This window comes from Streptomyces sp. NPDC000075 (assembly GCF_040301925.1).
GTDB lineage: Bacteria > Actinomycetota > Actinomycetes > Streptomycetales > Streptomycetaceae > Streptomyces > Streptomyces polychromogenes.
The window spans coordinates 100,135-125,650 of the sequence record NZ_JBEPFL010000001.1 but is presented as its reverse complement, the minus strand read 5'-3'; the positions used below and the strand labels follow the sequence as shown (position 1 = coordinate 125,650).

21 protein-coding genes and 1 pseudogene are annotated in these 25,516 nt (G+C 71.7%); 12 read left to right on the top strand and 10 right to left on the bottom strand.

All coding sequences use genetic code 11. The features are described from left to right. Positions 1–2: 2 nt before the first annotated feature. Entirely contained in the window at positions 3–1,076 is a 1,074-nt protein-coding gene (locus ABT403_RS00510; protein WP_344167804.1) for an AfsR/SARP family transcriptional regulator, read from the bottom strand. A gap of 304 nt (positions 1,077–1,380) precedes the next feature. Between ABT403_RS00510 and ABT403_RS00505 the strand changes: the two genes are divergently transcribed. Continuing rightward, positions 1,381–2,898, top strand: a complete 1,518-nt coding sequence (locus ABT403_RS00505) for a PLL family lectin (RefSeq protein WP_425580320.1) — start codon at positions 1,381–1,383, stop codon at positions 2,896–2,898. Positions 2,899–2,935: 37 nt separating this feature from the next. Next, positions 2,936–4,630 carry a PLL family lectin gene (locus tag ABT403_RS00500; RefSeq protein ID WP_344167807.1) on the top strand — a complete coding sequence of 565 codons (1,695 nt, stop codon included), beginning with the start codon at positions 2,936–2,938 and terminating at the stop codon, positions 4,628–4,630. Between the two features lie 146 nt (positions 4,631–4,776). Here ABT403_RS00500 and ABT403_RS00495 read toward each other — a convergent pair whose 3' ends face one another. Both ABT403_RS00495 and ABT403_RS00490 read right to left on the bottom strand, forming a co-directional pair. Then, on the bottom strand, positions 4,777–5,955 hold the full coding sequence (locus ABT403_RS00495; protein WP_344167810.1) for a M6 family metalloprotease domain-containing protein: 1,179 nt from the start codon (positions 5,953–5,955) through the stop codon (positions 4,777–4,779). Positions 5,956–6,031: 76 nt separating this feature from the next. Further along, positions 6,032–7,297 carry an alpha/beta fold hydrolase gene (locus tag ABT403_RS00490; protein ID WP_344167813.1) on the bottom strand — a complete coding sequence of 422 codons (1,266 nt, stop codon included), beginning with the start codon at positions 7,295–7,297 and terminating at the stop codon, positions 6,032–6,034. Positions 7,298–7,581: 284 nt separating this feature from the next. Between ABT403_RS00490 and ABT403_RS00485 the strand changes: the two are divergent. Next, positions 7,582–8,889: pseudogene (locus ABT403_RS00485) on the top strand (ABC transporter substrate-binding protein); the annotation flags it as partial. On the opposite strand, the gene ABT403_RS00480 reads toward ABT403_RS00485, so the two are convergent. Further along, the gene (locus tag ABT403_RS00480; protein ID WP_344167816.1) at positions 8,861–9,112 is read right to left on the bottom strand and encodes a hypothetical protein; all 252 of its coding nucleotides are present in this window, start codon (positions 9,110–9,112) and stop codon (positions 8,861–8,863) included. The pseudogene ABT403_RS00485 and the gene ABT403_RS00480 sit on opposite strands and share 29 nt — an antisense overlap. After that, the gene (locus tag ABT403_RS00475) at positions 9,109–9,405 is read right to left on the bottom strand and encodes a metallopeptidase domain-containing protein (RefSeq protein ID WP_344167819.1); all 297 of its coding nucleotides are present in this window, start codon (positions 9,403–9,405) and stop codon (positions 9,109–9,111) included. The genes ABT403_RS00480 and ABT403_RS00475 overlap by 4 nt, the downstream gene beginning before the upstream one ends. A 125-nt stretch (positions 9,406–9,530) precedes the next feature. Here ABT403_RS00475 and ABT403_RS00470 point away from each other — a divergent pair, with 125 nt between their 5' ends. Next, on the top strand, positions 9,531–10,496 hold the full coding sequence (locus ABT403_RS00470; RefSeq protein ID WP_344167822.1) for a LysR family transcriptional regulator: 966 nt from the start codon (positions 9,531–9,533) through the stop codon (positions 10,494–10,496). An 8-nt stretch (positions 10,497–10,504) separates the two neighbouring features. Here ABT403_RS00470 and ABT403_RS00465 read toward each other — a convergent pair whose 3' ends face one another. Then, entirely contained in the window at positions 10,505–11,437 is a 933-nt protein-coding gene (locus tag ABT403_RS00465) for a hypothetical protein (protein WP_344167825.1), read from the bottom strand. Positions 11,438–11,451: 14 nt separating this feature from the next. Continuing rightward, positions 11,452–12,318 (bottom strand): papain-like cysteine protease family protein, encoded by an 867-nt coding sequence (locus tag ABT403_RS00460; RefSeq protein ID WP_344167828.1) that lies wholly within the window; start codon positions 12,316–12,318, stop codon positions 11,452–11,454. Between the two features lie 1,965 nt (positions 12,319–14,283). Between ABT403_RS00460 and ABT403_RS00455 the strand changes: the two genes are divergently transcribed. The 8 genes from ABT403_RS00455 to ABT403_RS00420 all read left to right on the top strand — a co-directional run bounded on the left by ABT403_RS00455 (position 14,284) and on the right by ABT403_RS00420 (position 22,891). Continuing rightward, a complete protein-coding gene (locus tag ABT403_RS00455) occupies positions 14,284–15,648 on the top strand; it encodes an MFS transporter (RefSeq protein ID WP_344168416.1) in 1,365 nt (454 codons plus the stop codon). 13 nt (positions 15,649–15,661) lie between these two features. After that, positions 15,662–17,569, top strand: coding sequence for a helix-turn-helix domain-containing protein (locus ABT403_RS00450; protein WP_344167831.1), 1,908 nt, complete (start codon positions 15,662–15,664; stop codon positions 17,567–17,569). A 113-nt stretch (positions 17,570–17,682) separates the two neighbouring features. Continuing rightward, positions 17,683–18,627: an ABC transporter ATP-binding protein gene (locus ABT403_RS00445; RefSeq protein WP_344167834.1), complete on the top strand. Its 945-nt coding sequence runs from the start codon at positions 17,683–17,685 to the stop codon at positions 18,625–18,627. Further along, positions 18,624–19,610, top strand: coding sequence for an ABC transporter permease (locus tag ABT403_RS00440; RefSeq protein ID WP_344167837.1), 987 nt, complete (start codon positions 18,624–18,626; stop codon positions 19,608–19,610). Before ABT403_RS00445 ends, ABT403_RS00440 begins: the two co-directional genes overlap by 4 nt. 78 nt (positions 19,611–19,688) lie before the next feature. Further along, on the top strand, positions 19,689–20,111 hold the full coding sequence (locus ABT403_RS00435) for a GntR family transcriptional regulator (protein ID WP_344167840.1): 423 nt from the start codon (positions 19,689–19,691) through the stop codon (positions 20,109–20,111). A 136-nt stretch (positions 20,112–20,247) separates the two neighbouring features. Further along, a complete protein-coding gene (locus tag ABT403_RS00430; RefSeq protein WP_344167843.1) occupies positions 20,248–21,132 on the top strand; it encodes a MetQ/NlpA family ABC transporter substrate-binding protein in 885 nt (294 codons plus the stop codon). Continuing rightward, positions 21,129–22,232: a methionine ABC transporter ATP-binding protein gene (locus ABT403_RS00425; RefSeq protein WP_425580321.1), complete on the top strand. Its 1,104-nt coding sequence runs from the start codon at positions 21,129–21,131 to the stop codon at positions 22,230–22,232. The genes ABT403_RS00430 and ABT403_RS00425 overlap by 4 nt, the downstream gene beginning before the upstream one ends. After that, the gene (locus tag ABT403_RS00420; RefSeq protein WP_344167846.1) at positions 22,229–22,891 is read left to right on the top strand and encodes a methionine ABC transporter permease; all 663 of its coding nucleotides are present in this window, start codon (positions 22,229–22,231) and stop codon (positions 22,889–22,891) included. The genes ABT403_RS00425 and ABT403_RS00420 overlap by 4 nt, the downstream gene beginning before the upstream one ends. Positions 22,892–22,954: 63 nt before the next feature. Here the strand turns inward: ABT403_RS00420 and ABT403_RS00415 are convergent, their stop codons facing one another. The 3 genes from ABT403_RS00415 to ABT403_RS00405 all read right to left on the bottom strand — a co-directional run bounded on the left by ABT403_RS00415 (position 22,955) and on the right by ABT403_RS00405 (position 25,491). Beyond that, positions 22,955–23,332: a hypothetical protein gene (locus ABT403_RS00415; RefSeq protein ID WP_344167849.1), complete on the bottom strand. Its 378-nt coding sequence runs from the start codon at positions 23,330–23,332 to the stop codon at positions 22,955–22,957. Between the two features lie 156 nt (positions 23,333–23,488). Next, the gene (locus tag ABT403_RS00410; RefSeq protein ID WP_344167852.1) at positions 23,489–24,271 is read right to left on the bottom strand and encodes a class I SAM-dependent methyltransferase; all 783 of its coding nucleotides are present in this window, start codon (positions 24,269–24,271) and stop codon (positions 23,489–23,491) included. Further along, entirely contained in the window at positions 24,268–25,491 is a 1,224-nt protein-coding gene (locus ABT403_RS00405) for an MFS transporter (protein WP_344167855.1), read from the bottom strand. The genes ABT403_RS00410 and ABT403_RS00405 overlap by 4 nt, the downstream gene beginning before the upstream one ends. Positions 25,492–25,516: the final 25 nt, after the last annotated feature.

The window sequence follows — 25,516 nt, the reverse complement described above, 5'->3', positions numbered from 1 at the left end:
GGTCATCCCAGCGGCGTGATGATGGCGAGGCCCGCTTCGTCCCCGCGCAGGACCAACTGGCGCGTCCGCTGCAGCAGCCAGCCCGGAGGAACGCCGAGTTCCTCGGCCAGCCGGCGGCGGGCCCGGTCGAACACGGTCAGCGCGTCGGCCCGTCGGCCGCTGCGGTACAGCGCCCGCATCAGCATCGCGGCCACCGGCTCGTGCAGGGGGTGGGCCGCGGACAGCGCGAACAGTTCGGCGACCGCTTCGGAGTGCTGCCCCAGCCGCAGCTGCCACTCCAGCTTCCGCTGCGCGATGGTGATCCTGCGCTCGTTGAGCCGCAACCGCTCCAGCTCGGCGAGCGGCCCGGGCAGGCCGGCCAGGGGCTCCCCGCGGAACAGGTCCAGCGCCTGCGAACACAGGCGGACCGCCTCCGCCGGATCTCCCGCCCGGTCGGCCGCCGCGATGTCGGTGACCAGCTTCTCCATGCGGGACACGTCCACGTCGACCCGGCCGGAGACCAGCCGGTAACCGCACCGGTCGTGCTCGATCACCGCGTCGGGGCGGCCGTCCCCGGTGCGCAGGGTCTTGCGCAGCCGGTAGATGTACACCGGCACCACGTTCGTGCCCGGCGAGTCGGTCCCCCATACTCCGTCGAGCAGCTCCTGCTGACCGACAGTGCGGCCCGCGCACAGCGCGAGCGCCGCCAGTACGGCTTGCTGGCGCAGGTGCCCGAGCCTCAACGGCCGCCCGTCCTGCCATGCCTGCAGCGGTCCGAGCAGGGAGATCCGCATCGTCGGTCCGGTATCCGCGCGGGTGGGGGCCCGCGGCGCCGGGTTCGCCGCCTGCGTACGCGGGCCGCTGCCGGGGACGACCAGGCCGCTGTCGAAGGCGTGGACGATGGCGGCGGCCCGGTCGCGCAGCCCGAGCTTCACGAGGACCCGCGCGAGGTGTCCGGCGACGGCGTCCTCGGAAAGGGCGAGAGCGGCAGCTATCTCGTCGTCCCGCAGGCCGCAGCCGACCGCGTGGAGCACCTCGCGCTCCTGGTGCCCGAGCGCAGTGGCGATCGGTCGGCAGGTGGTGGCGGTCGTCGGCATCGCTGCTCCCCCGGGCTCCGGGCTGATCGGTTCGGTCGGTCGGTTCCGCAGGTCTGGCGGAAGCCGTCGACAAAGTAGGGGGGAGAGCGCCGGGCCAGGCATCCGGAACGATCCGGAGTGACAGACGCAAAGCCCCCAGCATCCCTGGACACGGCGCCGCCCCGGCGGCGTAAGCCCATTGGACCATCTGCCGTGCCAGCCAAGGCAGTTGCCGATTCCATCGGCATTTCATCGGTGCGCCCTACTGTCGGCTGCCGACGACGGGAGAGTTCCGGTGACGACTTTAAGATCATGGTGCGGCAGAGTGCTCCTGCTGCTGATGGCAGGCGCGGCCGCCGTCGCCGCGACCGCACCCACTGCCGCGATGGCGGCCGTCTCGTCCGACCGCGGCGGCCCGATCACCCGTAGCGAGGTGATCGGGCGGGCCCAGTACTGGATGGACCAGCATCCCCCGTACAACCAGCAAGGGTCCGCGCCCGACGCCGGCGGCGACTTCCGCTACCGCACCGACTGTTCCGGTTACGTCTCCATGGCGTGGCATCTGAACGCGAGTCCGAATACCCAAGGGCTGCCCGGCTATTCGCACGAGATCGCACGGGACGAATTGCGCCCGGGGGACATTCTCAATTCGTTCTACGACCACACCCTGATCTTCCACAAGTGGGAGGACGATCACGGCGGGTTCTCCTACTACAGCTTCGGCGGAGGTTCCAGCGGCGTAGAGCCTCCGGGGCACTTCCGCACGAACATCAACAACGCCACGATCGACGGTCACCCCAACGGCGACTACAAGGCACTCCGGTACGACAACATCGTCGAGGAATCCGCGACGCGGCCGCACCCCTACGCCCCGGGCCGGGTCACCTCCGGGCGGTCCGCGGACGGCCGGCTCGAGGCCTTCGCCGCCGGAACCGACGGGGTGTACCACTCCTGGCAGACCGCGGTGAACGGCGCCTGGTCGCAGTGGCGATTCGAAGGCGGACCCCGCAACGCACAACTCTCCGTAGCGGCCAACGCCGACGGACGGCTGGAAGTCTTCGCCCTCTCCGACACCACCTTCGACCACATGTGGCAGACCGGGGTCAACGGCGGCTGGTCCACCTGGGCCAACTTCGGCGGCGGCGGACACCGACTCGCCACCGGCAACAACGCCGACGGCCGCATCGAAGTCTTCGCCTCCAACACCAACGGAGTCTTCCACCGCTGGCAGACCGCACCCAGCGGCAACTGGGCCAACTGGGAAGGCACCGGCGGCGGCCCGGCCACCTCCCGCCTCGCCCTCGAAACCGCACCCGACGGACGGCTCGAAGTCTTCGCCCTCTCCGACACCACCTTCCAGCACCTCTACCAGACCGGGGTCAACGGCGGCTGGTCGGCCTGGGAGAACTTCGGCGGCGGCGGACACGACCTCACCGTGAATCACAACACCGATGGACGGCTGGAGGTCTTCGCCTCCAACGCGGGCGGCGTGTTCCACCGCTGGCAGACCAGCCTTTCCGCCTGGTCGGGCTGGGAGGGGGTGAGCGGTCCGGTGAACTCCGAGCTGGCCTCGGACCGTTCGGTGGACGGCCGGGTCGAGGTGTTCGCGATCAACGGCAGTACCGCCGCCCACATCTGGCAGACCGATCCGAACGCCCCCTATGCGGCTTGGGAAACCTTCGGCGGTGGCGGCACGGAGATCACCGCCGGCCACAACGCCGACGGGCGCATCGAAGTCTTCGCGACGAGCAGCGCCGGGGTCTACCACCGCTGGCAGACCGGTTTCTCCGCCTGGTCCGAATGGGGCTGGGTGGGCACTTCCGCAGGGCCGGGCATCGCGTGAACTCCGCACATCTCACCTCACCACTGAAGGGCAGACCATGGCGATAACTCATGTACGCCGCGTGTTCACCAGACTGGCCTTCGTGGCCGGCACCTGGGCCTTGGCCGTCGGGATGACCGCCTCGGTCGCCGTAGCCGCACACGCGCCCGTCTCGGCTCCGGTTCCGGTTACGACTCCGGCTCCGGTTCCGGGCAAGGAGCACTCCGGGGTCTCCCGGTATTTCAGCGGCCCGCAGGGCTTCGCCATTCCGACCGCGCCGTGTGATCCGGCCGGTCCGTCGGCCGCCGACGGCATCATGGCCGACCAGCTCAACCCGCAGTTGCACGCGAAGATGGCCGGGTACATGGACGCCTACAAGGTGTCCTGCGCGCGGATGGTCACGCAGGCGGTCAAGGACCGGGGCCTCAACCAGAGGGCCGCGGCCATCGCGATCGCCACGATCATCGTGGAGTCCAGCGTCAACAACTACGCCCAGGCCGTCGACTACACCAGCCTCGGGCTGTTCCAGCAGCAGGACTGGTGGGGCACACGTGAGGAGCGGCTGAACCCGGCCCACGCCACCAACGCCTTCTTCGACGAGGTGGAACGGATGTATCCGGGCGGCTCGTGGAACAACGAGGCGATCGGCGAGGTGTGCTGGCACGTCCAGCGACCGCGCGAGGACCTGCGCGGCCTCTACGCCATCGAGGCGGACGACGCGGTGATCATGGCCAACGCGCTGTGGTCCGGTACGAGCGGCACCGGCCCCAAGCACCCCTACGGCGCCGGCCGTGTGGTGTCCGGGCGGTCCGCGGACGGTCGGCTCGAGGCCTTCGCCGCCGGAACCGACGGCGTGTACCACTCCTGGCAGACCGCGGTGAACGGCGCCTGGTCGCAGTGGCGGTTCGAAGGCGGACCCCGCAACGCACAACTCTCCATAGCGGCCAACGCCGACGGACGGCTCGAGGTCTTCGCCCTCTCCGACACCACCTTCGACCACATGTGGCAGACCGGGGTGAACGGCTCGTGGTCCACCTGGGCCAACTTCGGCGGCGGCGGACACCGACTCGCCACCGGCAACAACGCCGACGGCCGCATCGAAGTCTTCGCCTCCAACTCCAACGGAGTCTTCCACCGCTGGCAGACCGCACCCAGCGGCAACTGGGCCAACTGGGAAGGCACCGGCGGCGGCCCGGCCACCTCCCGCCTCGCCCTCGAGACCGCACCCGACGGACGGCTCGAAGTCTTCGCCCTCTCCGACACCACCTTCCAGCACCTCTACCAGACCGGGGTCAACGGCGGCTGGTCGTCCTGGGAGAACTTCGGGGGAGGCGGACACGACCTCACGGCCAGCTACAACCAGGACGGCAGGCTGGAGGTGTTCGCCTCCAACTCCACCGGTGTGTTCCACCGTTGGCAGACCAGCCCGACCTCGTGGTCGGAATGGACGGGCATGGGAGGGATCTCCAACGCCGAGCTGACCCACTCGCGGTCGGCCGACGGCCGCGTCGAGGTGTTCGCGATCAACGCCACCGCCGCGAGCCACGCCTGGCAGACCCGCCCGAACGCACCATACTCGGAGTGGGAGACCTTCGGCGGCGGCGGCACCGAGATCGCCGCGGGCAACGACGCCGACGGGCGCATCGAAGTCTTCGCGACCAGCAGCGCCGGTGTCTACCACAAGTGGCAGACCGGCTTCGCCACTTGGTCGGCCTGGGCCTGGCTGAACAACTCCGGACCGGCGATCAACTAGTAGTGCTTTGTCAGGTGGTGTCGTAGGGCTGCCATGGAACGGTTCGCATCCGAAGCCCCCAAAAGCGCAAGAGGCTCGCTGTCACGAGTCGTGGCCGCGAGCCTCAGAGGATCGCCTGGCCGTCGTCGGCGGCGCCCGGACCGGAGTCACTCCTTGGTCAGCCGCACCGTGTCTCCCGTCCGTCCGGCCGCGAGGACGTCGATGCGCACGCCGGTCGCGGGGTCGGTGAAACTCTGCCCGGGCGCGTACGCGGCCAGGTCCAGCGGTGTGCACCCGGTGGGCGGAGTCGTGGCCGGGGTCGCGCTCATGATCCGGACCGGGCCCTCGCCGGTGCGGGCGGCGGAGTCGACCTTGTATATGAGTACGCCGGTGGAGCAGGCGGCCGCGTCATTGCCCTCGGCACGGCGGGATTCCGCCACGTATGCCGTCGTCTCACCGGTGCGCAGCACGGCGATCTTGGTTCCGCCGGGCCGTTCCACCGGGCTCAGCCGCACCGTTCGGCGACCGGACGCGGGCAGGCACGCGACCTGGTCGTCGCGGGTCCAGCCGAGCTTCCAGGAGTGCCAGCCGAGGTACTGGGGGGCGTGGCCGGCGATGTCGCCCATGAGGTCCCAGCCGCCCACGTATGCGTGGGTGGCGCCGGTGAAGGCGTACAGGTCAGGCAGACCGAAGGTGTGGGCGGTCTCGTGGGCTGCGACCTTGTGGCCCCAGCGCCACATGTCCTGGCCGAAGGTGACGGCCCACTTCAGGCGGGTGCCGTCGGCGGTGATCCCGGGCGTGGCCGGGTCGTAGAGGTAGGTCGGCGAGAAGGGGATGGCTGTCGCCGCCTTGGCGGGGACGACGTAGACCATGTCGTAGCGGGAGAAGTCCGCGTACGGGTCGGCGGCCGTGACCGCGTCGCGGACGTACTTCTCGTGGGCCTCGAAGGTGAGGCCGCGCGCGAAGCCGTAGGAGATGGAGTCCGCGGGCATCCTGATCCAGCGCTGCAGCGGGGTGTTCTCCAGTCGCAGACGGCCGTAGCTGGCCCGTCTCATCCAGTCGGCGGCCGGGGCGAGGTGAGCGGCGTACGGCTCGGTGGAGTCGGTGGCCGGGGCGTCGGGGAAGTCCACGAACAGCGTGAGGACGCGGCGGGTCCCGGTGGCGGGCTGGAACTGGATCCGGTCGATGTCGTGGCCCTCGTCCGTCCAGCCGGTCCTGCCGGGGAGGGCGCAGCCGGCGGCGGAGGGCGGCGAGCCGGCGGTGGCTGCCGCTGCGGGGGCGGACAGGCAGGAGGTGAGGGCGACTGCCGCGGCGAGGGGCCGCAGGCGGCGGGGCGGGGTGATCATGTCTCTCCCGTCGGAGGCAGGCTGAGGGGGCCGGGGGGCCAGCGGGTACGAGGAGTGCTGCCCGGAGGTACCGGGGCTACGCGCGACCTGCGGCCAGGTCCATCAGGCGGGACAGCACGCGGCCGCCGGAGGCGGTGACGCCGTCGTGCTCCCATTCGTTGGTGACCCAGACCCGGGTGGCACCGACCTCGCGCGCGGTACGCAGGGAGAGCCCGGCGTCCACGTACATGTCGTCGTGGTAGACGAGGGCGGCGAGCGGGACCCGGTTGACGGCGAGGCGGTGCGGGTCGTACAGCGGTGGCCATTGCGAGCGTTCGGCGAGCACATCGGCCGCGTCGGCGAAGGGGCGCAGGCCCTTGATCTCACGGAACATCCAGGGGTAGATCATTTCTCCGGTGAGCAGGAGGGGGTCGGCGTCGCCGGCGAACTCGGGGAACGCCGCCATGGCCCGCGACGCCGCCCAGCCGGTCGGTCCCGCACCCTGGCCGTACAGGGTCTCCTGCATGACAGCGAAGAGCGGGTTGTCGGTGAAGCCGGTCAGCGTCATCACCTGGTGCAAGAACGTGTCGGTCGGCTTCGCCTCCGCGTCGAGGGATTCGTCGAGCAGCCAGTGGATGCGCTCGAAGCCGTCGCCCATGCCGAGGGCGAGGCCGAGCGTACGCATGCGGTGGGGGGTGAGCCGGTCTCCGTCGGGCAGGCGCACGTCGGTGGCGGCCAGGAGGCGGGCGATCTCGCGCAGCCGGTCGGCGTCGTCGGGGTAGCGGGCGTAGAAGTCGAGGACGCGGTCCCGCACCCGGGGGTAGGTGCGGGCGTAGACGTCCTCGGCGGTGGCGGAGATACCTGGCAGGCCGCCCGTCACGTAGCAGGCCCGCAGCCCTTCGGGCGCCTGGGAGAGATAGGTGAGGGTGACGAAGCCGCCGTAGCTTTGGCCGAGGGTCTCCCAGGGCTCGTCGCCGCACAGCTGCCGGCGGATCAGTTCGGCGTCCGCGACGATCGAGTCGGCCCGGAAGTGCCCGAGGTGGTCGGCCAGCCGGGCCGGTGAGGCGAAGCGTGAGGCCGAGCGGGCGGTGACGGGGGTGGAACGGCCCGTGCCGCGCTGATCGAGGAGGAGGACCCGGTGGGTCTTGAGGGCCTCGGGCAGCCAGCCGGGTGAACCGGCCGACGGGCGGGGCGACTTGCCGCCGGGTCCGCCCTGTAGATAGAGCAGCCAGGGCAGTTGCCGAACTGTTTGGCGCGCGTCGGTCACCTCCCGGGCAAAGATCTGGATGGTCGGACCGTGCGGGGCCGTGTGGTCCAGGGGGACGGTGAAGACATGGTCGGCGGTCGCGTACGCAGGGTTCATGGGGCCCTTTCGCGGCCCGCATGGGCCGCACGGAGGCATGTGACAGTGCACGACAGCATGGCGCGGTCAACGGCGGCCGTGGAGCCCCCACTTACCCATAACTCCGCGCTATGGAGACGCGACAATTGTGGGTGCCATTTCACATAACTATGTTATCGGTCACATTCCAGCCTCTTTGGCTGCCCGACTGTTCACGGAGTGACCACTGATGAACAAGCGCACTCTCCACGCCGTCGCCACGGCCCTGGCGGCGACCGTCACACTCGGCCTGGCCGGCTGCTCCGAACGTGGAGCGGTCCTTCTCCCCCGACCTGCCCGGCGGCCCGGACTACGCCGCCCGCTACCTGGCCGGCGCCGAGGGCTACCGGGGCCCCGCCCAGGGACAGCACCTCGACTCCGTCAAGACCCCCGACGACCACACGATCGTCTTCGAACTCCGCAAACCCTTCGCGGAGTTCCCCAACGCCACCGTCCTGCCCACTTTCGCCCCGGTGCCCCCGGTCCAGGACAAGGGCCCCCAGTACGACAGCCGGCCGTTCTCATCGGGCCCGTACAAGATCGAGTCGTACGACCGGGACAAGCGGCTGGTGCTGGTACGCAACCCCCACTGGGACCCGGCGACGGACACCGTACGCAAGGCGTAGCCGGACAAGCTGGTCGTGGTGATGGGCCTGAGGGCCAATCAGATCGACGACCGGCTCATCGCCTCGGACGGCGTGGACGCCTCCGCGGTCTCCTGGGGCAAGCTCCGGCCGGAGAGCGCCCCCAAGGTGCTCACCAAGTCCGACGTCAGGGCGCGGCTGCTCGCCGAGTCCACCAACTGCACCGAGATGGTGCAGATGCACACCGGCCGGGCCCCGTTCGACAACGTCAAGGCCCGGCAGGCCGTGCAGTACGCCCTGGACCGCGAGGCGGTGCTGACCGCCTCGGGAGGCCCTGCCCTCAACGACACGGCCACCGCGCTCATGCCCGGCTCGCTCTTCGGCGGCAAGCAGCCCGACACACTGGGGATCCCGGCCACGGGTGACGTGGAGAAGGCGAAACAGCTCCTGCGGGAGGCGGGCAAGCCGGACGGGTTCACGACGACCATCACCGTCTCCAACGGGGACAAGGGGGTCGCCGAGGCGATCCAGGAGTCCCTGGGCCGAGCGGGGATCAAGGTCACGATCGACGCCGTAGACCCATCGGCCTTCTACGACACCATCGGTGACACCAAGAACCGCAGCGACCTCGTCTACACCGGCTGGTGCCCCGACTATCCCTCCGGCTCCACCTTCCTCCCCTTCCTTTTCGACGGCCGCTACATCAAGGAGAAGGGGAACTCCGGCAATCACTCGCTCTTCCGTGACGAGCCGACGATGAAGCGGATGGACGAGATCGCCGGCATGACCGACGCCGCGCAGGCCAACACGGCGTGGCGGCAGCTGGACGGGGAGATACTCGCCCAGGCCCCGACGGCGCCCGCCGTCATCGAACGCATGCCGCTGCTGGTCGGCACCAACATCGCCGGCGCCTTCGGGCACACCTCCTTCGGCGGCCAGCTCGACTACGCCACGATCGGGCTCAAAAGGCCCGGTACGAGCGGAAACTGATGTGAGATCCCATGTCGGAGAACGGGGCGTCGTCCAGCGGGCGGCAGTCGCCGACGGGCGCGGCGGCCGGCTTGGCGTCCATCATCCGGACCGGCCCCTCGCCGGTCCGCACGGAGGCGTCCACCCGGTAGACCAGGGCGCCGGTCGAGCAGGAGCCCGCGTCCGCCTGGATCCCGCGCCTGGATTCGACGACGTGCGCGGTCGTGGGGCCGGTGCGGATCACCGCCATTTGGTACCGCTGCCGTACTCGACCGCGGTGAGGTACACGGTGTCGCTGCCCTTCGTCGCCCGGCACACGACCTGGCCGTCCCCGGTCCATCCGAGCTTCCAGGAGTGCCAGGCGAAGAACTGCGACCCACGGCCGCCGATCAGGCCCATCACGTCCCAGCCGCCGATGAAGCGGTGGGCGTCGCTGCTCGCCTCGAAGGCGTACAGGTCAGGCAGCCCGAAGGTGTGGGCGGTCTCGTGGGCGACCAGCTTGGCACCCCAGTGCCACATGTCCTGGCCGAAGGTCACCGCCCACTTGAATGGATGGGTCTCATGGACACTCGACTCCCCTAGATGGTGTGTGACATTTCACATAAGACTGACGGGATCCCACTCCTGCCCGAAAGCTGTTGCCGCTCCATAACATGCACGACATGGAACTGGAGGTACGGCACCTGCGGGTCGTGTGCGCGATCGCCGAGGCCGGCAGTCTCACCCGGGCCGCCGCCTCGCTGTCCATGACCCAGCCGGGCCTCAGCACCCAGTTGCGTCGCATCGAGTCGATGCTCGGCGGTGTGCTCTTCGACCGGCGGCGGGCCGGAGCCACGCCCACGGCCTTCGGTGAGCTGGTGCTGGCCCGGGCCCACGCCGTCCTGCCGGGCATCGACGCGCTCCTCGCCGACACCGCCCGCGCGGCCCAGCACCTGGCGTCCCCGGACCGGGTCCGCGTCGGATCGGTCGGTGCTCCCCTCATCGGCCACCTCGTGCTGGCCATAGGGACGTTGCTGCCCGACGCGGAGGTGACATCCCGGTGCCACTACTCCCCCGTCACGCTCCTGGACGACCTCGCCGCCGGCCGCCTGGGGGCGGCGGTCCTCGGTGACCACCCGGAGCAGGTCCTGCCGCCGCGCGACGGGGTGGTCCTCACCCCCTTGGTCACCGAACCCGTTTTCGCCCTGCTGCCCGCGCCCCACCCACTGGCCGGCCAGGAGACCGTGTCCCTGACCGAACTCGCCGCCCACGACTGGGCGATGCCCCGGCCCGACGGCGACCGCACCCGCGAGTACTGGTCCTCGGTGTCCGCGCTGGCCGGCCGCCGTCCCTCCGCCCCGCACGAGGCCGAGGGACGCCAGCTGATCGAACTGGTCCGCGCGGGCCTGGCCGTCAGCCTCTGCCAGGCCACCTTCGCGGAAGCCCCCGGCGTCACCGTCCGCCCCCTCACGGGAAACCCGCTCTGGTACCGCCACGTCCTGGCCTGGCAGCGTGACGGCCCGCTGGCCTCACACGTCGACGGCCTTCTGCGCACGGTGGCGGCCGGCTACCTGGAGACCTGCGCCGCCAGCCCGGTCTACGCGGACTGGCGCCGCCGTCACCCGGCTCTGGCCCAGCCCTCCGCATGAACAGCAGGTCAGGCACTACCAGCCGTCTTCCGGCGGCGCACGTACACCACCGCACCCCCGATCGCCGCCAGCGCTGCGGCCGCGGTGGCGGAGATCGACTGCCAGGACGCCTCGGCCGCCGGTGCGCCGGACGCGGCGGCGACCTGTTCCGGCTGTTCCTCCACGAGGCCGGCGTACCCGCCGGCCAGGCCCTTGCGGTCGTACTCCGAGCCGGGCATCTTGTCGCCGTAGCGGCTCGTGACCAGCTTCTGGTAGGCGGCGAGGGTAACGCCGCGCTTTCCGCCGAGGCCGGTGTTCGCTTCGTCGTTGAGCGGCTCGACCATGCCGTCGGCGGTGAGCCGGTACCAGGCGTGGATCTGCGGCTCGGTGAAGGTACGGGCCTGTGCGGTGCCGCGCTCGGCGAAGCCGACCTCGGCGTCCCCGTCCCGGATGCCGGCCAGCTGCCAGCCCTCGGCGCCGACGTTCTGCGGCCCGCTTCCCGTCGTAGCGGCATCCCCCTTGGGCGCGAGCAGTACGGCGGCGTTCTTGCCGTCGGAGGCGGTCACCCGGGAGGCCAGGTAGGAAAGCCGGATCGCGGTCTGCGGGTTCGCCTGGGTCCTGCCGGTCACGAACTCGGGGCTGATCTCGAACATCGGCACGGGGTCCTTGAGCTCGAACCGGGGCGGCGCGGCGACCGCGGCGGGTGCGTTGCCAGGGGTGCCGACGGTGCCGCCGTCCGCTCCGGGGCCCGTGCCGTGCTGCCGGGCCGAAACCAGGAAGCGGGAGACCGTGTCACGGAGTTGGTCGCTCCGGACGGCCTGCTGGGCGGACGGGTAGCCCGCGATCCCGTCGCCCTCCGCAGCCTGGGCGGGAACGATTGCGCTCAGGGCGGCCGCCAGCGCGGCCGTGGCGAGGACGGCGGCCCGGACTGCCATGTGCTTGGTGTGTCGCATGGTCTGCATGGTCGGTCTTCTCCTCAGCCCTGGATCCCGATGCGGGAGTGGGTCCACTGGAACGAGTTGTTGTTCACGTAAGTGGCGTGGTTCCACCAGGTGTAGGTCTGCGTGGTCTGCCACGGGTCCCCGACCGCGACCATGTTGGTGGCGCTGTCGTAGCCGTAGATGACGTTCATGTGACCCCCGCCGGTGCGCCAGCCGATCCGGACGGCGAACGGCCGGCCCGCCGCTATCTCGGCGGCCGACTCGCTGAACGAGGCGTTGCGGTACAGGCTGCGTCCGCTGTTGCTCAGGCCCAGCCTGGCCAGGCCGTTGGCCATGTCTTCCAACGTCGCGGGCTGGTTGTTGCAGTCCACCCAGGAGCCCTGGGCGGCGAGCCGGCAGAACTGCTCCTGGCTGACGGAGCGGCCCCAGTGTTTGGCGATGGTCACGCCGGAGGCGTCCCAGCACCACTGGGTCCTGACCTGCTTCTGCATGTCGATCTTGAGCGTCTTCGCGGTCGTGGGGGGAGGGGTGGGGGTGGGTTTCGGGTTCGGGCTCGAACCGCAGACCGGCAGGGCAGTGGTGTTCTCGTTGATGAAGGCGTCAGCGATGTAGTACGAGCCGGTGTAGATCCACCGCGGGTTGTTCTCCACGGTGTCGCCGGTGGTTCGGCAGGACATCTGGATCCTGTCGCCCACCTTCGAGGAGCCGTTCACCTGGGCCGAGAGGGACGGCTTGGCCCGGTGGTTGACGGTGTTGTAGTTGCCCTGCCCGCCGATGACCGTGCCGCTGACCACATCGGCTTGGGCCAGCGCACCGAAGCCGAACAGCAGACCGCCGGAGAGTGCGGCGGTGACCGAGGCTGTCAGCGCCTTCTTGCGGCGGGACGCGCGACGTTTGTGCATCATGCTCCTTGATCTGGAAATGCGGGAACTTGCTTGCCTGGCAGCCGGATCGTCCGGTCTGCGCGACCGATGCCGACGGGCGCCTGGCTCGACGGCGGCACGGTCAGTGATGGTCGGCCAGCCCACGGCACCGAAGGGAACGGCGCAGGAAAGCCACGCCCGGTACGCATCGTTGTGGTGCTCCCTGGTGCGGTGAGGGTGCGAGGTGCTGCCACGGCAGTGGTGCGGTGGAGGTGGGGTGCTGTGAGGGATCGGCGGACGGCCGCGGGCGGAGGTGGCCTGCGCCGGCGATGGAGCCGACGGTCAACCGACCTTCCGGACGGTCCAGATCCTCGTCGCGCGCCCTTCGCAGACGGCCTGGGCGCGGTTGCCGGTGCTGTCGTCGCCGTCGCGCTGGACAGGCGATGCCCCCGCTGACCCGGCGGCCGCACCCATGGCGCTGGCGCGCAGTGCCAACCGGCTCGGTGCGCGCCGGTGTTCACGTTTCCCTCGACGGTAGGCCGACATGCGCACCTCAAATTCGGAGATGGAGGAGTGGGTGCACGGAAGCCTGCCAGACGAGCACGGTGGAGAATTCGGACAAACGGGAGTGGACTTCGAGATACCTGACCGTTACCTTGGCCGCCGAATCTAATGATCTATCAAGTCTCTTTAGTCCAGGGGGAGTTACGCGGGTAGAAGCGGAAAGGTCCAGGCCATTTCGGCGATGTCGTTATAGAATCGAGATAAGCGTGCGGAACTTATTGACGGAAATTCAGTCAGCGATTCACCTATTTACTACCGGACGAATTCCCTCTGTTACGAGCGGTAAGGAATCCCTCGCTCCGCCCAAGGGGTGACAACTCGGCGATGCCGAGGTCTTTGACACGCGACGGGTCCAGCCGCCGGAGGGTCGCGTAACCCGAGGCCGAACCTGGGCCCCCAGCCTCAACGTTCGCCACTCGCCGTAGCCATGCGTGGGCCTGGTAAGCGGCCAGGGTCGCGGGTTCTTCCGGGCGCAAGAGGGCAATGAGCTTGGCCGAGGCCCACCACTGGACCGGTCGCAGCGTTCCGTCATCGGACAGGGGAAGATCGACGCCGATGGTGCGGCCCTCATGCTCTGGCGCTCCTCCTGGAGGGGCAGGGCCGCCGGAGCGAGGCAGAACAGCTGGCCCGACAGGCCGGAGCCGCCGGCGACCCCAGGGTCATCAGCCATGTAGCGGTGCAGCATGAGAGCAAAGGTGACCCTGCCCGCGCCCGAAAGACTCCCGCGGGAGGCGGCCGGGGCCGGCGACCCCCGAGCCCTCACAGGCCTGGCGCACATGCGCTGGCAGGACGGCAAGGAACACGCCAAGCGGCTTTTGCGGGAAGCGGCGCCGGCTGGAGACGTACGAGCGCTCACCGATCTGTCGCACTACAGGGAGCGGACGGGGCACCGTGAGGAAGCGGATGAACTGGCGCGGCAGGCGGTGCACAGCGGTGACCTGCGCGCGCTGAGGGACCTGGCCCGTATGCGGGAGCAAGTAGGCCGCCTGGACGATGCCAGGCGCTCGCTGGCACAAGCCGCTCAAGAAGGCGACCTGTGGGCCCTCACGGCTCTGGCCAGATTGCGAGAACGCGGCGGCCATCCCGAGGACGCCAGGCGGCTCCTGCAACAAGCCGTTGACGCAGGTTACTCCGCCGTCCTGCCCACACTGGCCCGCTTACGCGGTGACCCTGCGGCCCGGTACGCCCGTTTCAGCCTCGCCGCCGACGGATCGCTGTCCGGCCAGCACCGCACTGCCAAAGCGGGCGGAATTCTGCAAATCCGGCGCGATGCGGAGGGGGGTATTCCGAGGGTGGAAATTAGCCGTCAATGGTGGTGTGGTGCCGACGCACACAAGACGGCGCCTGATTGTGATGGACCGCCACATATGCCGTTGACCTGGGGACTTCTACGTTGTGGCGACACCCGACGTCCCCGCAGACCCCCTGGAAGTGGTGCACATGGTCTCCCCCGCAGCGAGCAGAACGAGCCCCTCGGGCATACGCAGGATCGTCGCCGCCAGTCTCGTCGGGACCACCATCGAGTGGTACGACTTCTTTCTCTACGGGTCCGCCGCCGCCCTCGTCTTCAACACCCTCTTCTTTCCCGCCAGTGACCCCCTCGTCGGGACCCTGCTGGCGTTCCTCACCTATGCCGTCGGGTTCGCCGCCCGGCCGCTCGGCGGGGTCGTGTTCGGGCATTTCGGGGACCGGATCGGGCGTAAGCGGCTGTTGGTGGTGAGTCTGCTGATGATGGGCGGGGCCACCTTCGCCATCGGGCTGCTGCCCACGCACGCGAGCGTCGGCGCCGCCGCGCCCGTGCTGCTGACCCTGCTGCGGCTGGTGCAGGGGTTCGCGCTGGGCGGGGAGTGGGGCGGGGCCGTGCTGCTGGTCGCCGAGCACGGGGACGACCGCAGCCGGGGGTTCTGGGCCTCGTGGCCGCAGGCCGGGGCGCCCGGGGGGAATCTGCTGGCCACCGGGGTGCTGGCGCTGCTGGCCGCCGTGCAGTCGGACGAGGCGTTCCTCGCCTGGGGGTGGCGGGTTCCGTTCCTGCTGTCCGGGGTGCTGGTGGTGGTCGGGCTGTGGATACGGGTCTCCGTGTCCGAGTCGCCGGCGTTCCTGGAGGCCCGGGCCCGGGCCGAGGCCGAGGAGGCGGCGGGGCTGCGGCAGCGGCCGCCGGTGGTCGAGGTGTTCCGGAGCCACGGGCGCGACGTGGTCACCGCCATCGGGGTGCGGCTCGGGGAGAACGTCTCCTATTACGTCCTCACCGCCTTTCTGCTGGTGTACGTCACCGTGCACCTGCACCTGCCCAAGTCGGACGCGCTCAACGCGGTGCTGATCGGCTCGGCCGTGCACTTCGTGACCATCCCGCTGTGGGGGGCGCTGTCGGACCGGATCGGGCGGCGGGCGGTGACGCTGGTGGGGTCGGCCGGGATGGCCGTGTGGGCGTTCGCGTTCTTCGCGCTGCTCGACTCCCGTTCCTTCGCCGTGATCGCCGTCGCCGTCACCGCCGGGCTGCTGCTGCACGGGGCGATGTACGGGCCGCAGGCGGCGTTCATCTCGGAGATGTTCGACACCCGGGTGCGCTACTCCGGCGCCTCGATGGGTTCCCAGCTCGCTTCCCTGCTCGGCGGGGCGCTCGCGCCGATCGTCGCCGTCGAACTGCTCAAGGAGTACGGCTCGTCCGTGCCGGTGTCCGTGTACCTGTGCGCGGCGGCGCTGGTCACCACGGTGGCCGCGGTCGCCGCCCGGGAGACCCGGGGCCGCAGCCTCACCGGTGCGCGGGGGGCCGGGCCGGTGGCGGCGGGTTCCCCGAGCGGGCGTTGAGCGGGCGGCCCGTATGCTCGGCGGCGTGACCGACTCGAGTCTGCGGGAGCTGCTCGGGCTGCTGGCCCAGGGCGCGCCGGCCGAGGAGTTCTCCCGGCCGGCGGCGTCCGCGCGCGCGGCGGGGGCCTCCGCCGCCGAGCTGGCCGCCCTGGAGGAGGCCACCGGGGTGGCCCTGGAGATCCACCGGACGCTGGCCCAGCACCGCACCCGCGAGGCCGAGCTGACCGCGCTGTTCGACACGGCGGGCGACCTCGCGGCGCTGCGGGACCTGGACTCGGTGCTGCGGGCCATCACCCACCGGGCCAAGCTGCTGCTGCACACCGACGTCACGTACCTGTCGCTGAACGACGAGGCGGCCGGGGACACCTTCATGCGGGTCACCGACGGTTCGGTGTCGGCGGCGTTCCAGCAGCTGCGCCTCGGTATGGGTGAGGGGCTGGGCGGGCTGGTCGCGCAGACGGCCCGCCCGTACGCCACCGGCGACTACCAGCGCGACCCCCGCTTCCGGCACACCGCCGCCATCGACGGCGCGGTCGGCGAGGAGGACCTGCACGCCATCCTCGGGGTGCCGCTGCGCCTGGGGGCGCGGGTGATCGGGGTGCTGTTCGCCGCCGACCGCAGCCCGCGCGAGTTCAGCCCGCGCGAGGTGGCGCTGCTGTCCTCGCTCGCCGACCACGCGGCCATCGCCATCGACGGGGCCCGGCTGCTGGAGGAGACCCGCCGGGCGCTGGCCGAACTGGGCGTGGCCTCGCGGACCGTGCAGGAGACCAGCGACGCGCTGCGCCGGGCGGAGGAGGCGCACGACCGGCTGACGGGCCTGGTCCTGCGCGGCGGGGACCTGGGCGAGGTGGCGGCGGCGATCGGCGCGCTCCTCGACGGGGGCACCCTCGTGCACGACGCCGACGGGGCGGAGCTGGCCCGGGCGCGGTCCCGTCCGGTGGCCCCGCCCGCCCGGGCCGTGGCCGCCTCGCGGGCCAGCGGACGGGCGGTGGCCGAGGGCGGCACGTGGGTGTGCGCGGTGCTGGCCGGCCCCGAACTCCTGGGCAGCGTCACGCTGACCGGGCGGCCCGCCCTGGACGAGGCGGGGCGGCGGCTGTTCGAACGGGCCGCCATGGTCACGGCCCTGCTGCTGCTCCTGCGGCGGTCGGTGGCGCAGACGGAGGACCGGATCCGCGGGGAGCTGCTCGGCGATCTGCTCGGGCCCTCCGGGGATCCGGCGGGCCTGGCCGAGCGTGCCCGCCGGCTGGGGGTCGATCTGGCGTGCCCGCACGCCCTGTTCGTCCTGCACAGCGACTCCGCTCCGCGCCCCCGGCTGCTCACGGCCGCCGCGCACCACGCCCGGGAGCGGCGGGGTCTGGCGGGGGTGCACCACGACCACGCCGTGCTGCTGGTCCCCTCGCGCGCCCCGGGCGCGGACGCCGCCGGTCTGGCGGCGGCGCTGGGCCGGGCCGTGGGGGCCCCGGTGACGGTGGGTGCGGCGGATGCCGGGGACGACGGTCCGGCGGGGTTGCCCGCCGCGCACGCGGAGGCCCTGCGCTGCCTGACGACGCTGTGCGCGCTGGGCCGGTCCGGTGACGGCAGCACCCTGTCCGAACTCGGGTTCCTCGGCGTGCTCCTGGGCGACCGGCCGGACCTGTCCGGGTACGTGCGGGCGGCGCTGGGGCCCGTACTGGACTATGACGCGCGGCGCGGCAGCGACCTGCTGCACACCCTGCGGGTCTACTTCGCGTCGGGGATGAGCCAGGCGCGGGCGAAGGAGGTGCTGCACGTGCACGTGAACACCGTGGTGCAGCGGCTGGAGCGGATCGGCCGCCTCCTCGGCCCCGACTGGCAGTCGCCCGACCGGGCGCTGGAGCTCCAGCTCGCCCTGCGGCTGCACCAGGTCTCCGCCCGGCGGGACGCGGGCCCCGCGTCCTCCTGAGTACCCGGAGCTTCCAAGTCCGCGCCGTCTCCCGCTGTTTGACAGGGCCGGAACCTGCCTCCATGATTCCATTAGTTCCCTAGTGGATTCATGGAGAGCGGAGAGGGGGAGCCGTGGACGATACGAGCGCATCCGTCGCGGCGAGCGGCCGGTGGGCCCTGGAGGCGCACGGGCTGGGCAGGAAGTACCGGCGCGGCTGGGCTCTGGAGGACTGTTCCTTCCGGGTTCCGGCGGGCCGGATCGCCGCCCTGGTGGGGCCCAACGGGGCCGGGAAGAGCACCCTGCTGGCGCTCGCGGCCGGGTTGCTGGAGCCCTCGGCCGGTGAGGTGCGGGTGTTCGGGGCCCCCGTCACCGCTCCCGCGACCATGGCCCGGTGGGCCTACCTCGGGCAGGACAAGCCGCTGTTCAAGCGCTTCACGGTCGCGGAGCACCTGCGGATGGGGCGGGAGCTGAACCCGGGCTGGGACCAGGAGGCGGCCGAGCGGATCGTCCGCTCGGGGCAGGTTCCGCTGGGGGCGCGCGCGGGGGACCTGTCGGGCGGCCAGCGCACCCGGGTGGCTTTCGCGCTCGCCTTCGGGAAGCGGCCCGGACTGCTCCTGCTGGACGAGCCGATGGCGGACCTCGACCCGGTCGCCCGGGACGAGCTGGGCGCGCTGCTCCTGTCGGAGGCCGCCGAGCACGGGACGACCGTGCTGATGTCCTCCCATCTGCTGAACGAGATCGAGCACATGTGTGACTACGTCCTCGTCCTGGACGGCGGACGCATGCGGATGGCGGGCGAGACCGACGAGCTGGTGCCGATGCACACCCTGGTCAGCGGGGTGACGGCGGACGGCGCTCCGCCCGCCGCGCTCGACGCCCACACCGTCGTCGAAGTGCGCACCTCGGGGCGCCACTTCTCCGCCCTCGTCCGGCGCGAGGGCCCGCTGGACCCCGCGTGGCAGCTGTCGGAGCCGAGCACGGAGGAGGTGCTGCTCGCCTACCTCCGCTCCCCCGGCGCGCCCCCGCTGCTCTCCCCCACCGCCGTCCCCCACCACCGGAAGGAGGCCCGCGCATGACCGCGCCCGCCCCGGCCCCGGCCCGCCCGGCCGCCACTCCCCCCGGACCGCGCCGGCTGCGCGGACTGGCCTGGCTCCTCGTACGCCAGCACCGCGCGGCGCTGATCCTCTGCGCCGCCGCGGTGCTCCTCGGCTCGATCTGGATGCTCTACCGGCGGGCGGAGATGCTCGACGTCCTGCACTCCGCCGGCTGGCCCGCCCGGCCCGGCGACTCCATCGACGAGACCGTCCGCAACCGGGCGGGCAACGACCTCGACTCCTTCGGCAACAACCTGGCCTTCCTGGCCCTGCTGTTCGGCGTCTTCCTCGGTGCCCCGCTCCTCTCCACCGACCGGGAGCAGGGGACCGCCCGGCTCGTCACCACGCAGTCGGTGCCCCGGGGCCGCTGGCTGCGCTGGAAGCTGTGTTTCGCGCTGGCGCTGCCGGCGCTGACCACCGGGGTCCTCAGCCTGCTGTACGGCTGGTGGTGGCGGTCGGCCGGACCGCTGGCGCCCGCCGACTGGCTGAACGGCTCGCTGTTCGGCTCCAGCGGTCCCGTGCTGGTGGCGACGGCCCTGTTCACCACCTCGCTGGGCATCGCGATCGGGGCGCTGGTCCACCGGGCCGTGCCGGCCATGACCCTCACCTTCCTGGTCTCGGGCGTCGCCCTGTTCGCGGGTGACGTCCTCAAGTCCGGACTCGCCACCCCGCGACGGCTGGTCTCCCCGCTGGGCTCGCCGGTCCCGTCGAGTCTGCGGGACGTGGTGCAGGTGGACCAGTGGGTCGGGACCGCGTCCGGCCGGCTCTACGGCTGGAGCACCTGCGTGCACGACGCCTCGCCCGAGAACTGCCGGGCGGCGCGCGGGATCATCAACGGGGTCTGGGAGTACTTCGGCCCCGACCAGATGGCGGGCATGCAGTGGAGCGCCGCCGGGGTGCTGCTGGGGCTGAGCGCCGTCCTCACGGGAGCGGTCCTGCGGTGGACCCGGCCGGGCACCCCGTGAGCCGGATCGGGCGCTGAACCGCGCCCCCGCACCCCCTAGGCTGGACCGGAATCCCGAAAGATCAAGGAGGCGGGCACCGTGGTCGTGTTTCGCATCGAGCGCCGCAGCGGCCTGCCCGCCTACCTCCAGATCGTCCAGCAGGTGGAGCAGGCGCTGCGCATGGGGGTGCTGGCCGAGGGGGACAAGCTGCCGACGGCGGCGCAGGTCGCCGCCACGACGAAGGTCAACCCCAACACCACCCTCAAGGCCTACCGGGAGCTGGAGCGCTCCGGGCTGGTCGAGGTGCGTCAGGGCTCGGGCACGTTCATCATCCGCTCCCTCGCCACCCCGCAGACGGCGCCGGAGTCCCCGCTGCGGGCCCGGCTCGGGGAGTGGGTGCGGGAGGCGCGCGAGCAGGGGCTGACCGCGCGTGACGTGAGCACGCTGTTCGACACGGTGCTCGGCGAGAACTACCCGGTCTCCGAACCGCCCCCCAGAACCGTCGCCCTGCCTCCGGATTAGCCCCCACCACCCCTGCGGACCTTTCATTCATTGCAGGATCGTGAATACGATCTTTCATATCAAGCCAATACCGGGATCCATGCCTACTGTTCAGAGGTACCTCGCTTGACGCGTTCTTCTACCTCTGGATCCCACGATGTCTGCTGCAACACCGCGCCGCCGTACCGCGCTCGTCCTCACCACCACCGCCACCGCCCTCGCGCTGCTCGTCTCCGGCTGCGGGCTCGGGGGCTCGGACGGCAAGCGCATCCGCGTGGGCGTCTCCGGCGACTCCCCCGAGTGGGAGGTCCTCGCCAAGGAGGCGAAGAAGGAGGGACTGACCGTCGAGCCGGTCGTCTTCGACGACTACTCGCTGCCCAACAAGGCCCTCGCCGCCGGCGACATCGACCTGAACGCCTTCCAGCACCTGGTCTTCCTCGCCCAGTCGAACACCGCGAACAAGACCGACATCACCCCCGTCGCCGCCACCACCGTCGTCCCGCTCGGGCTCTACTCCGGCAAGCACAAGCAGCTCGCCGACCTGCCCGACGGGGCCTCGGTCACCCTGCCCAACGACCCCTCCAACCAGGGCCGCGCCCTGCACGTCCTGGAGCAGGCGAAGCTGATCGAACTCAAGAAGGACGCCGGGCTCTTCGCCACCCCCGACGACATCACCGCCAACCCCAAGCACGTCAAGATCACCCCGGTCAACGCCCAGCAGACCCCGCGCACCCTCCAGGACGCGGACGCCGCCGTCATCAACGACGGGGTCGCGCAGCTCGCCGGGATCGACGCCAAGACCGCCCTGTACAAGGACGATCCGACGAGCCCCCAGGCCCTGCCGTACCTCAACGTCATCGCCGCCCGCGCCGACCGCAAGGACGACCCGGACTTCCAGAAGATCGTGAAGCTGTACGCCTCCCAGGCCGTCCAGGACGAGGTCCGCCGCACCAGCAACGGCACCGCCCACCACATCGAGCTGCCCGCCGTCGAGCTCCGGGCCGAACTCAGCCGCATCACGAAGCAGCTGGCGGCCCGGTGACCACCCCCGCCACCCCCGCGCACCCGGTCGTCGAACTGCGCGAGGTCCGCAAGGAGTTCCCGGGCGGATCCGTCGCCGTCGACGGAGTGAGCCTGACGGTCGCGGCGGGCACCGTCTTCGGCGTCGTCGGCCACAGCGGCGCCGGCAAGTCCACCCTGCTGCGCCTGGTCAACGGCCTGGAGGAGCCCACCTCGGGCAGCGTCCTGCTGGACGGCCGGGACCTCGCCGCCCTCGGCGAGCGCGGACTGCGCCCCGTACGGCGGGAGATCGGCATGGTCTTCCAGCAGTTCAACCTCTTCCGCTCGCGCACCGTCCTCGGCAACGTCCTCTACCCGCTGCGGCTGGCCGGGCTGGACCGCGCTGCCGCCCGGGCGCGCGCCGAGGAGACCCTCGCGTTCGTCGGCCTGTCCGGGCACGGCGGGCGCTACCCCGAGCAGCTCTCGGGCGGACAGCGCCAGCGCGTCGGCATCGCCCGCGCGCTGGCCACCCGCCCCAAGGTGCTGCTGTGCGACGAGGCCACCTCCGCCCTCGACCCGCAGACCACCGGCGAGGTGCTGGCTCTGCTCCGCCGGGTCAACCGGGAGCTGGGGGTCACCATCCTGCTGATCACGCACGAGATGGAGGTCGTCCGCGGCCTGTGCGACCGGGTGGCCGTCATGGAGGACGGCCGGGTGGTGGAGAGCGGCGAGGTCTACGACGTGTTCGCGCGCCCGCGGCACCCCACCACCGCCGCCTTCGTCCGCTCCGCCCTGCACAGCGCGCCGCAGGGCCCGCTGCTGGAGCGGCTGCGCGAGCGCCATCCCGGGCGGCTGGTCACCGTGCCGGTGGTCGACGGCGCCCCCGCCATGGACGCCCTCGCGCCGCTGCTGCGCGGCCACGGCGTCGACTTCGCCTTCGTCCACGGCGGGGTCGGCGAGGTGCGCGGACGCCCGCTGGGCAGCGTGACCCTCGAACTGCGGGGTGAGGAGGCGGCGGTCGAGGCCGTGGCCGCCGGTCTCGCCGCCGCCTCCGGCACGTCGGCCGCTCCCGCCGCTTCCGGCACGTCAGCCGCTTCCGTCACTTCCATCGCTTCCGTCGCGAAGGCGGGTGGTGTGCGGTGAAGGCCGACTGGGGCACGTTCTGGCCCAAGGTCCTCGATGCGACCGGCGAGACCGTCTACATGGTGCTGATCACGCTGGCGCTCTCCACCGTCGGCGGCCTGGCGGTCGGGCTCGCCCTCTACGCGACCCGCAAGGGCGGCGTCCTGCCCAACCGGGCCGTCCACGCGGTACTGGGGACGTTCATCAACGTCATCCGCCCGATCCCGTTCATCATCGCGATCGTGGCCCTGGCCCCGGTCACCCGGGCGGTGGTCGGCACGATGATCGGCACCGACGCCGCCGTCTTCCCCATGACCATCGTGGCCACCTTCGGCATCGCCCGGATCGTGGAGTCCAACCTGCTCTCCGTCGAGCCGGGCGTCATCGAGGCGGCCCGCTCCATGGGCGCCGGCCCGCTGCGCATCCTGCTCACGGTGCTCGTCCCCGAGGCGCTCGGGCCGCTGGTGCTCGGGCTGACGTTCATGCTCGTCGCGCTCATCGACTTCTCCGCGGTGGCGGGGACGGTCGGCGGCGGCGGGGTGGGCAACCTGGCCATGACGTACGGGTACCTGCGCTTCGACACCTCGGTGATGGTGGTCACCGTGCTGGTCCTGATCGTCCTCGTGCAGTCGGCGCAGCTCCTCGGCAACCTGGTCTCGCGCCGGATCCTCAGGCGCTGAACCGCGGGGCGGCGGCGCCCCCTCCTCGGAAAGGGGACGCCGCCGCCGGTCTCTCAGTGCCCGTCAGTAGGTGTAGCTCAGACCCGACTTGTACGGGGTCAGGGTGCGCTGGGACACCACCCCCCGGTAGGTGTACCAGCCCCACTTCTTGCACATCGTCTGGTAGCTCAGGGTGTTGAACGAGCCCGAACCCACCCGCACGCGCGGGTAGATGACGTTGTCGCCCCAGTCACCCCCGGCCGGGCCGCTCGAATAGGTGTCGACCGCCCAGTAGACGCCGACGACCGATCCGCCCGCCGGACAGTTCCAGCTGCCGAAGTTCACCCAGACGTTCCCGCCCGACCAGGCACTGGCCGGGGCGGCGCTGAGGCCGACGGCTCCCAGCGCCATGAGCGAGCCTGCCAGTACGGCACGGGACTTCCGCAGCAGTGATCCACGCATATGACCTCCCCAGTGACGGCCGCGCGTATCGGTGCGCCGCCGCGCGCAGCAGCCTCCCATACCGGCCACATGATTGTCCGACTTTCGATGAAACGACTTTCAAGTCGAACTTTTGCCTGACATACGGGTGTTCGGGTCGTTCGAGGGGGTCGGGGCTCAGGCCGCCAGCGCCGTGGTCACCACGAGCGGGGGACGCTCGCGCTCGGCGGTCCAGGGGCGGCTGCGGACCAGGTCCGGGTCGGCGGTCTCCAGCGCCTCCCCGACCGTCGGACGCTCCTGGACCACGTCCCGGAATCCGGCCCGTTCCAGCAGCCCGGGGAGCCGGCCGACGGGCCAGGCGTGGTTGCGCACCTCCTGCCAGGAGCCGTCGGTGCGCCGCAGCCACACGGTCAGCGCCTGGCCGGGCGTGTGGACCGTGCCGGGATCGCCGATCCGCAGGGAGGCGTACTCCGCGCCCCCGCAGTCCGGGTCGGTGGACAGCAGGACGAACGGGCCCCCGGGGCGCAGCAGCCGGCGGACCTCGGTGAACACCGACAGCACCGCCGGCTCGTCCGGCAGGGAGGCGAGGACGTGGTTGCACATCACCGCGTCGGCGCAGGCGTCGTCGAGGCCCTCCGTCCGCCCGTCCTCGACCAGGTGGAACTCCGCGACGGCGGATTCCGCGGCGCGGGCCAGCTCCAGCATCTCGGGCGAGGTGTCCACCCCGATCACCCGCACGCCCAGCCGCCGGGCCGCATGGCCGGCCACTTTGCCGGGCCCGCAGCCGTAGTCGACGAGGACGGCGCCCGCGCCGATCCGGCGGGACAGGGCCCGGAAGACGAAGGGGTAGCCGAGCAGCCAGTCCGTGGCCGCCTCCACCGCGGCGAAGGCCCGCGCGCCCTCGGTCCCCGACCAGGTCGCGCCCGCCCCCGGGGAGTCCCCCGTCCGTTCGTCGCTCACAGCTCCACTATCGGCCCGCCGTGGGAACCCGGCGCGGCGGCGGCCGGCGCGACGCCCGGCGTGCCGTCCGGGCGGGGGCGCAGTGCGGGGGCGGCCAGGGCGGCGAAGGCGCAGCAGGCCACGGGGAGCAGCAGGGCCTGGCCGAGCGGTACGAGGCGGGTGAGCGGGCCGATGACGGCGGGGCCGGCGAGCATGCCGAGGTAGCCCAGGCCCGCGACGCGCGACACGTTGGCACCGGCGGCGTCGGGGTCGGCGTGGCCGGCGGCGCTGAACAACTGCGGGACACAGCCGGAGAGGCCCGCGCCGAAGAGGGTCCAGCCGGCCAGGGCCACCGGCGCGGCGGGTGCGGCGACGGCCAGGGCGAGGCCGGCGCCGGCGAGCGCGGCGCCGTAGCGCAGGACGGCGACGGGCCCGGTCCGTGCGGTGACGCGGTCGGCGAGGAGCCGGCCGGCGGTCATGGCGGTGGCGAAGGCCCCGTAGGCGAGGGCGGCGGTGGCGGGGGCCGCACCGAAGGAGTCGCGCAGGTGGAGCACGCTCCAGTCGTTGGCGACGCCCTCGCAGAGCATCAGGAGGAAGGCCAGGACGGCGAGCATCCGGATGCGCGGCGGGGTCCGGCGCCGGATGCGGGAGGTGGCGGGCCGCGTGATGGCGGCCGCGGGCTCCTTGGGCAGGAGCGCGGGCGCGAGGAGGAGCGCGAGGAGGACTCCGCCGAGGGCGGTGGCGCCCAGGGTGACGGCGGGGGAACGGCCGGAGCCGAGGGCGAGGGCGCCGGCCAGGGCGGCGAGGACGCCGCCGATGGAGAACACGGCGTGGAAGGCCGACATGACGGGCCGCCCGTAGCCGCGTTCGACCTGGACGGCGTGGGTGTTCATGGCGACGTCCAGGCAGCCGTTGCCGAAGCCGAGCAGCAGCAGGGCCCCGCCGAGGGAAGGGGCGTCGGCGGCCAGGGCGGGCGGCAGCACCGCGGCGCTGCACAGGGCCGCGCCGGCGGGGACCACCAGGCGGGCGCCGAAGCGGTCGGTGAGCGGGCCGGCGATCCGCATCCCGGCGAAGGCGCCCGCTCCCAGGAGGAGCAGGAGCCAGCCGAGCAGGGCGTGGCCGACGCCGGTGCGCTGTTCCACCGGGGGGATGTGGACGATCCACATCCCCATGACGAATCCGTTGAGGGCGAAGCAGGCCGTGGTGGCCGCGCGGGCCTTCCTGAGTGCGGTCATCTCCATGCGATCGAACATAACAAACATAATT

Bases quoted from the DNA above. Each gene is read 5' to 3' on its own strand.
- ABT403_RS00510 (WP_344167804.1), bottom strand. From the start codon at position 1,076: ATGCCGACGACCGCCACCACCTGCCGACCGATCGCCACTGCGCTCGGG.
- ABT403_RS00500 (WP_344167807.1), top strand. From the start codon at position 2,936: ATGGCGATAACTCATGTACGCCGCGTGTTCACCAGACTGGCCTTCGTG.
- ABT403_RS00495 (WP_344167810.1), bottom strand. From the start codon at position 5,955: ATGATCACCCCGCCCCGCCGCCTGCGGCCCCTCGCCGCGGCAGTCGCC.
- ABT403_RS00490 (WP_344167813.1), bottom strand. From the start codon at position 7,297: ATGAACCCTGCGTACGCGACCGCCGACCATGTCTTCACCGTCCCCCTG.
- ABT403_RS00470 (WP_344167822.1), top strand. From the start codon at position 9,531: ATGGAACTGGAGGTACGGCACCTGCGGGTCGTGTGCGCGATCGCCGAG.
- ABT403_RS00465 (WP_344167825.1), bottom strand. From the start codon at position 11,437: ATGCAGACCATGCGACACACCAAGCACATGGCAGTCCGGGCCGCCGTC.
- ABT403_RS00460 (WP_344167828.1), bottom strand. From the start codon at position 12,318: ATGCACAAACGTCGCGCGTCCCGCCGCAAGAAGGCGCTGACAGCCTCG.
- ABT403_RS00455 (WP_344168416.1), top strand. From the start codon at position 14,284: ATGGTCTCCCCCGCAGCGAGCAGAACGAGCCCCTCGGGCATACGCAGG.
- ABT403_RS00450 (WP_344167831.1), top strand. From the start codon at position 15,662: ATGCTCGGCGGCGTGACCGACTCGAGTCTGCGGGAGCTGCTCGGGCTG.
- ABT403_RS00440 (WP_344167837.1), top strand. From the start codon at position 18,624: ATGACCGCGCCCGCCCCGGCCCCGGCCCGCCCGGCCGCCACTCCCCCC.
- ABT403_RS00430 (WP_344167843.1), top strand. From the start codon at position 20,248: ATGTCTGCTGCAACACCGCGCCGCCGTACCGCGCTCGTCCTCACCACC.
- ABT403_RS00415 (WP_344167849.1), bottom strand. From the start codon at position 23,332: ATGCGTGGATCACTGCTGCGGAAGTCCCGTGCCGTACTGGCAGGCTCG.
- ABT403_RS00405 (WP_344167855.1), bottom strand. From the start codon at position 25,491: ATGGAGATGACCGCACTCAGGAAGGCCCGCGCGGCCACCACGGCCTGC.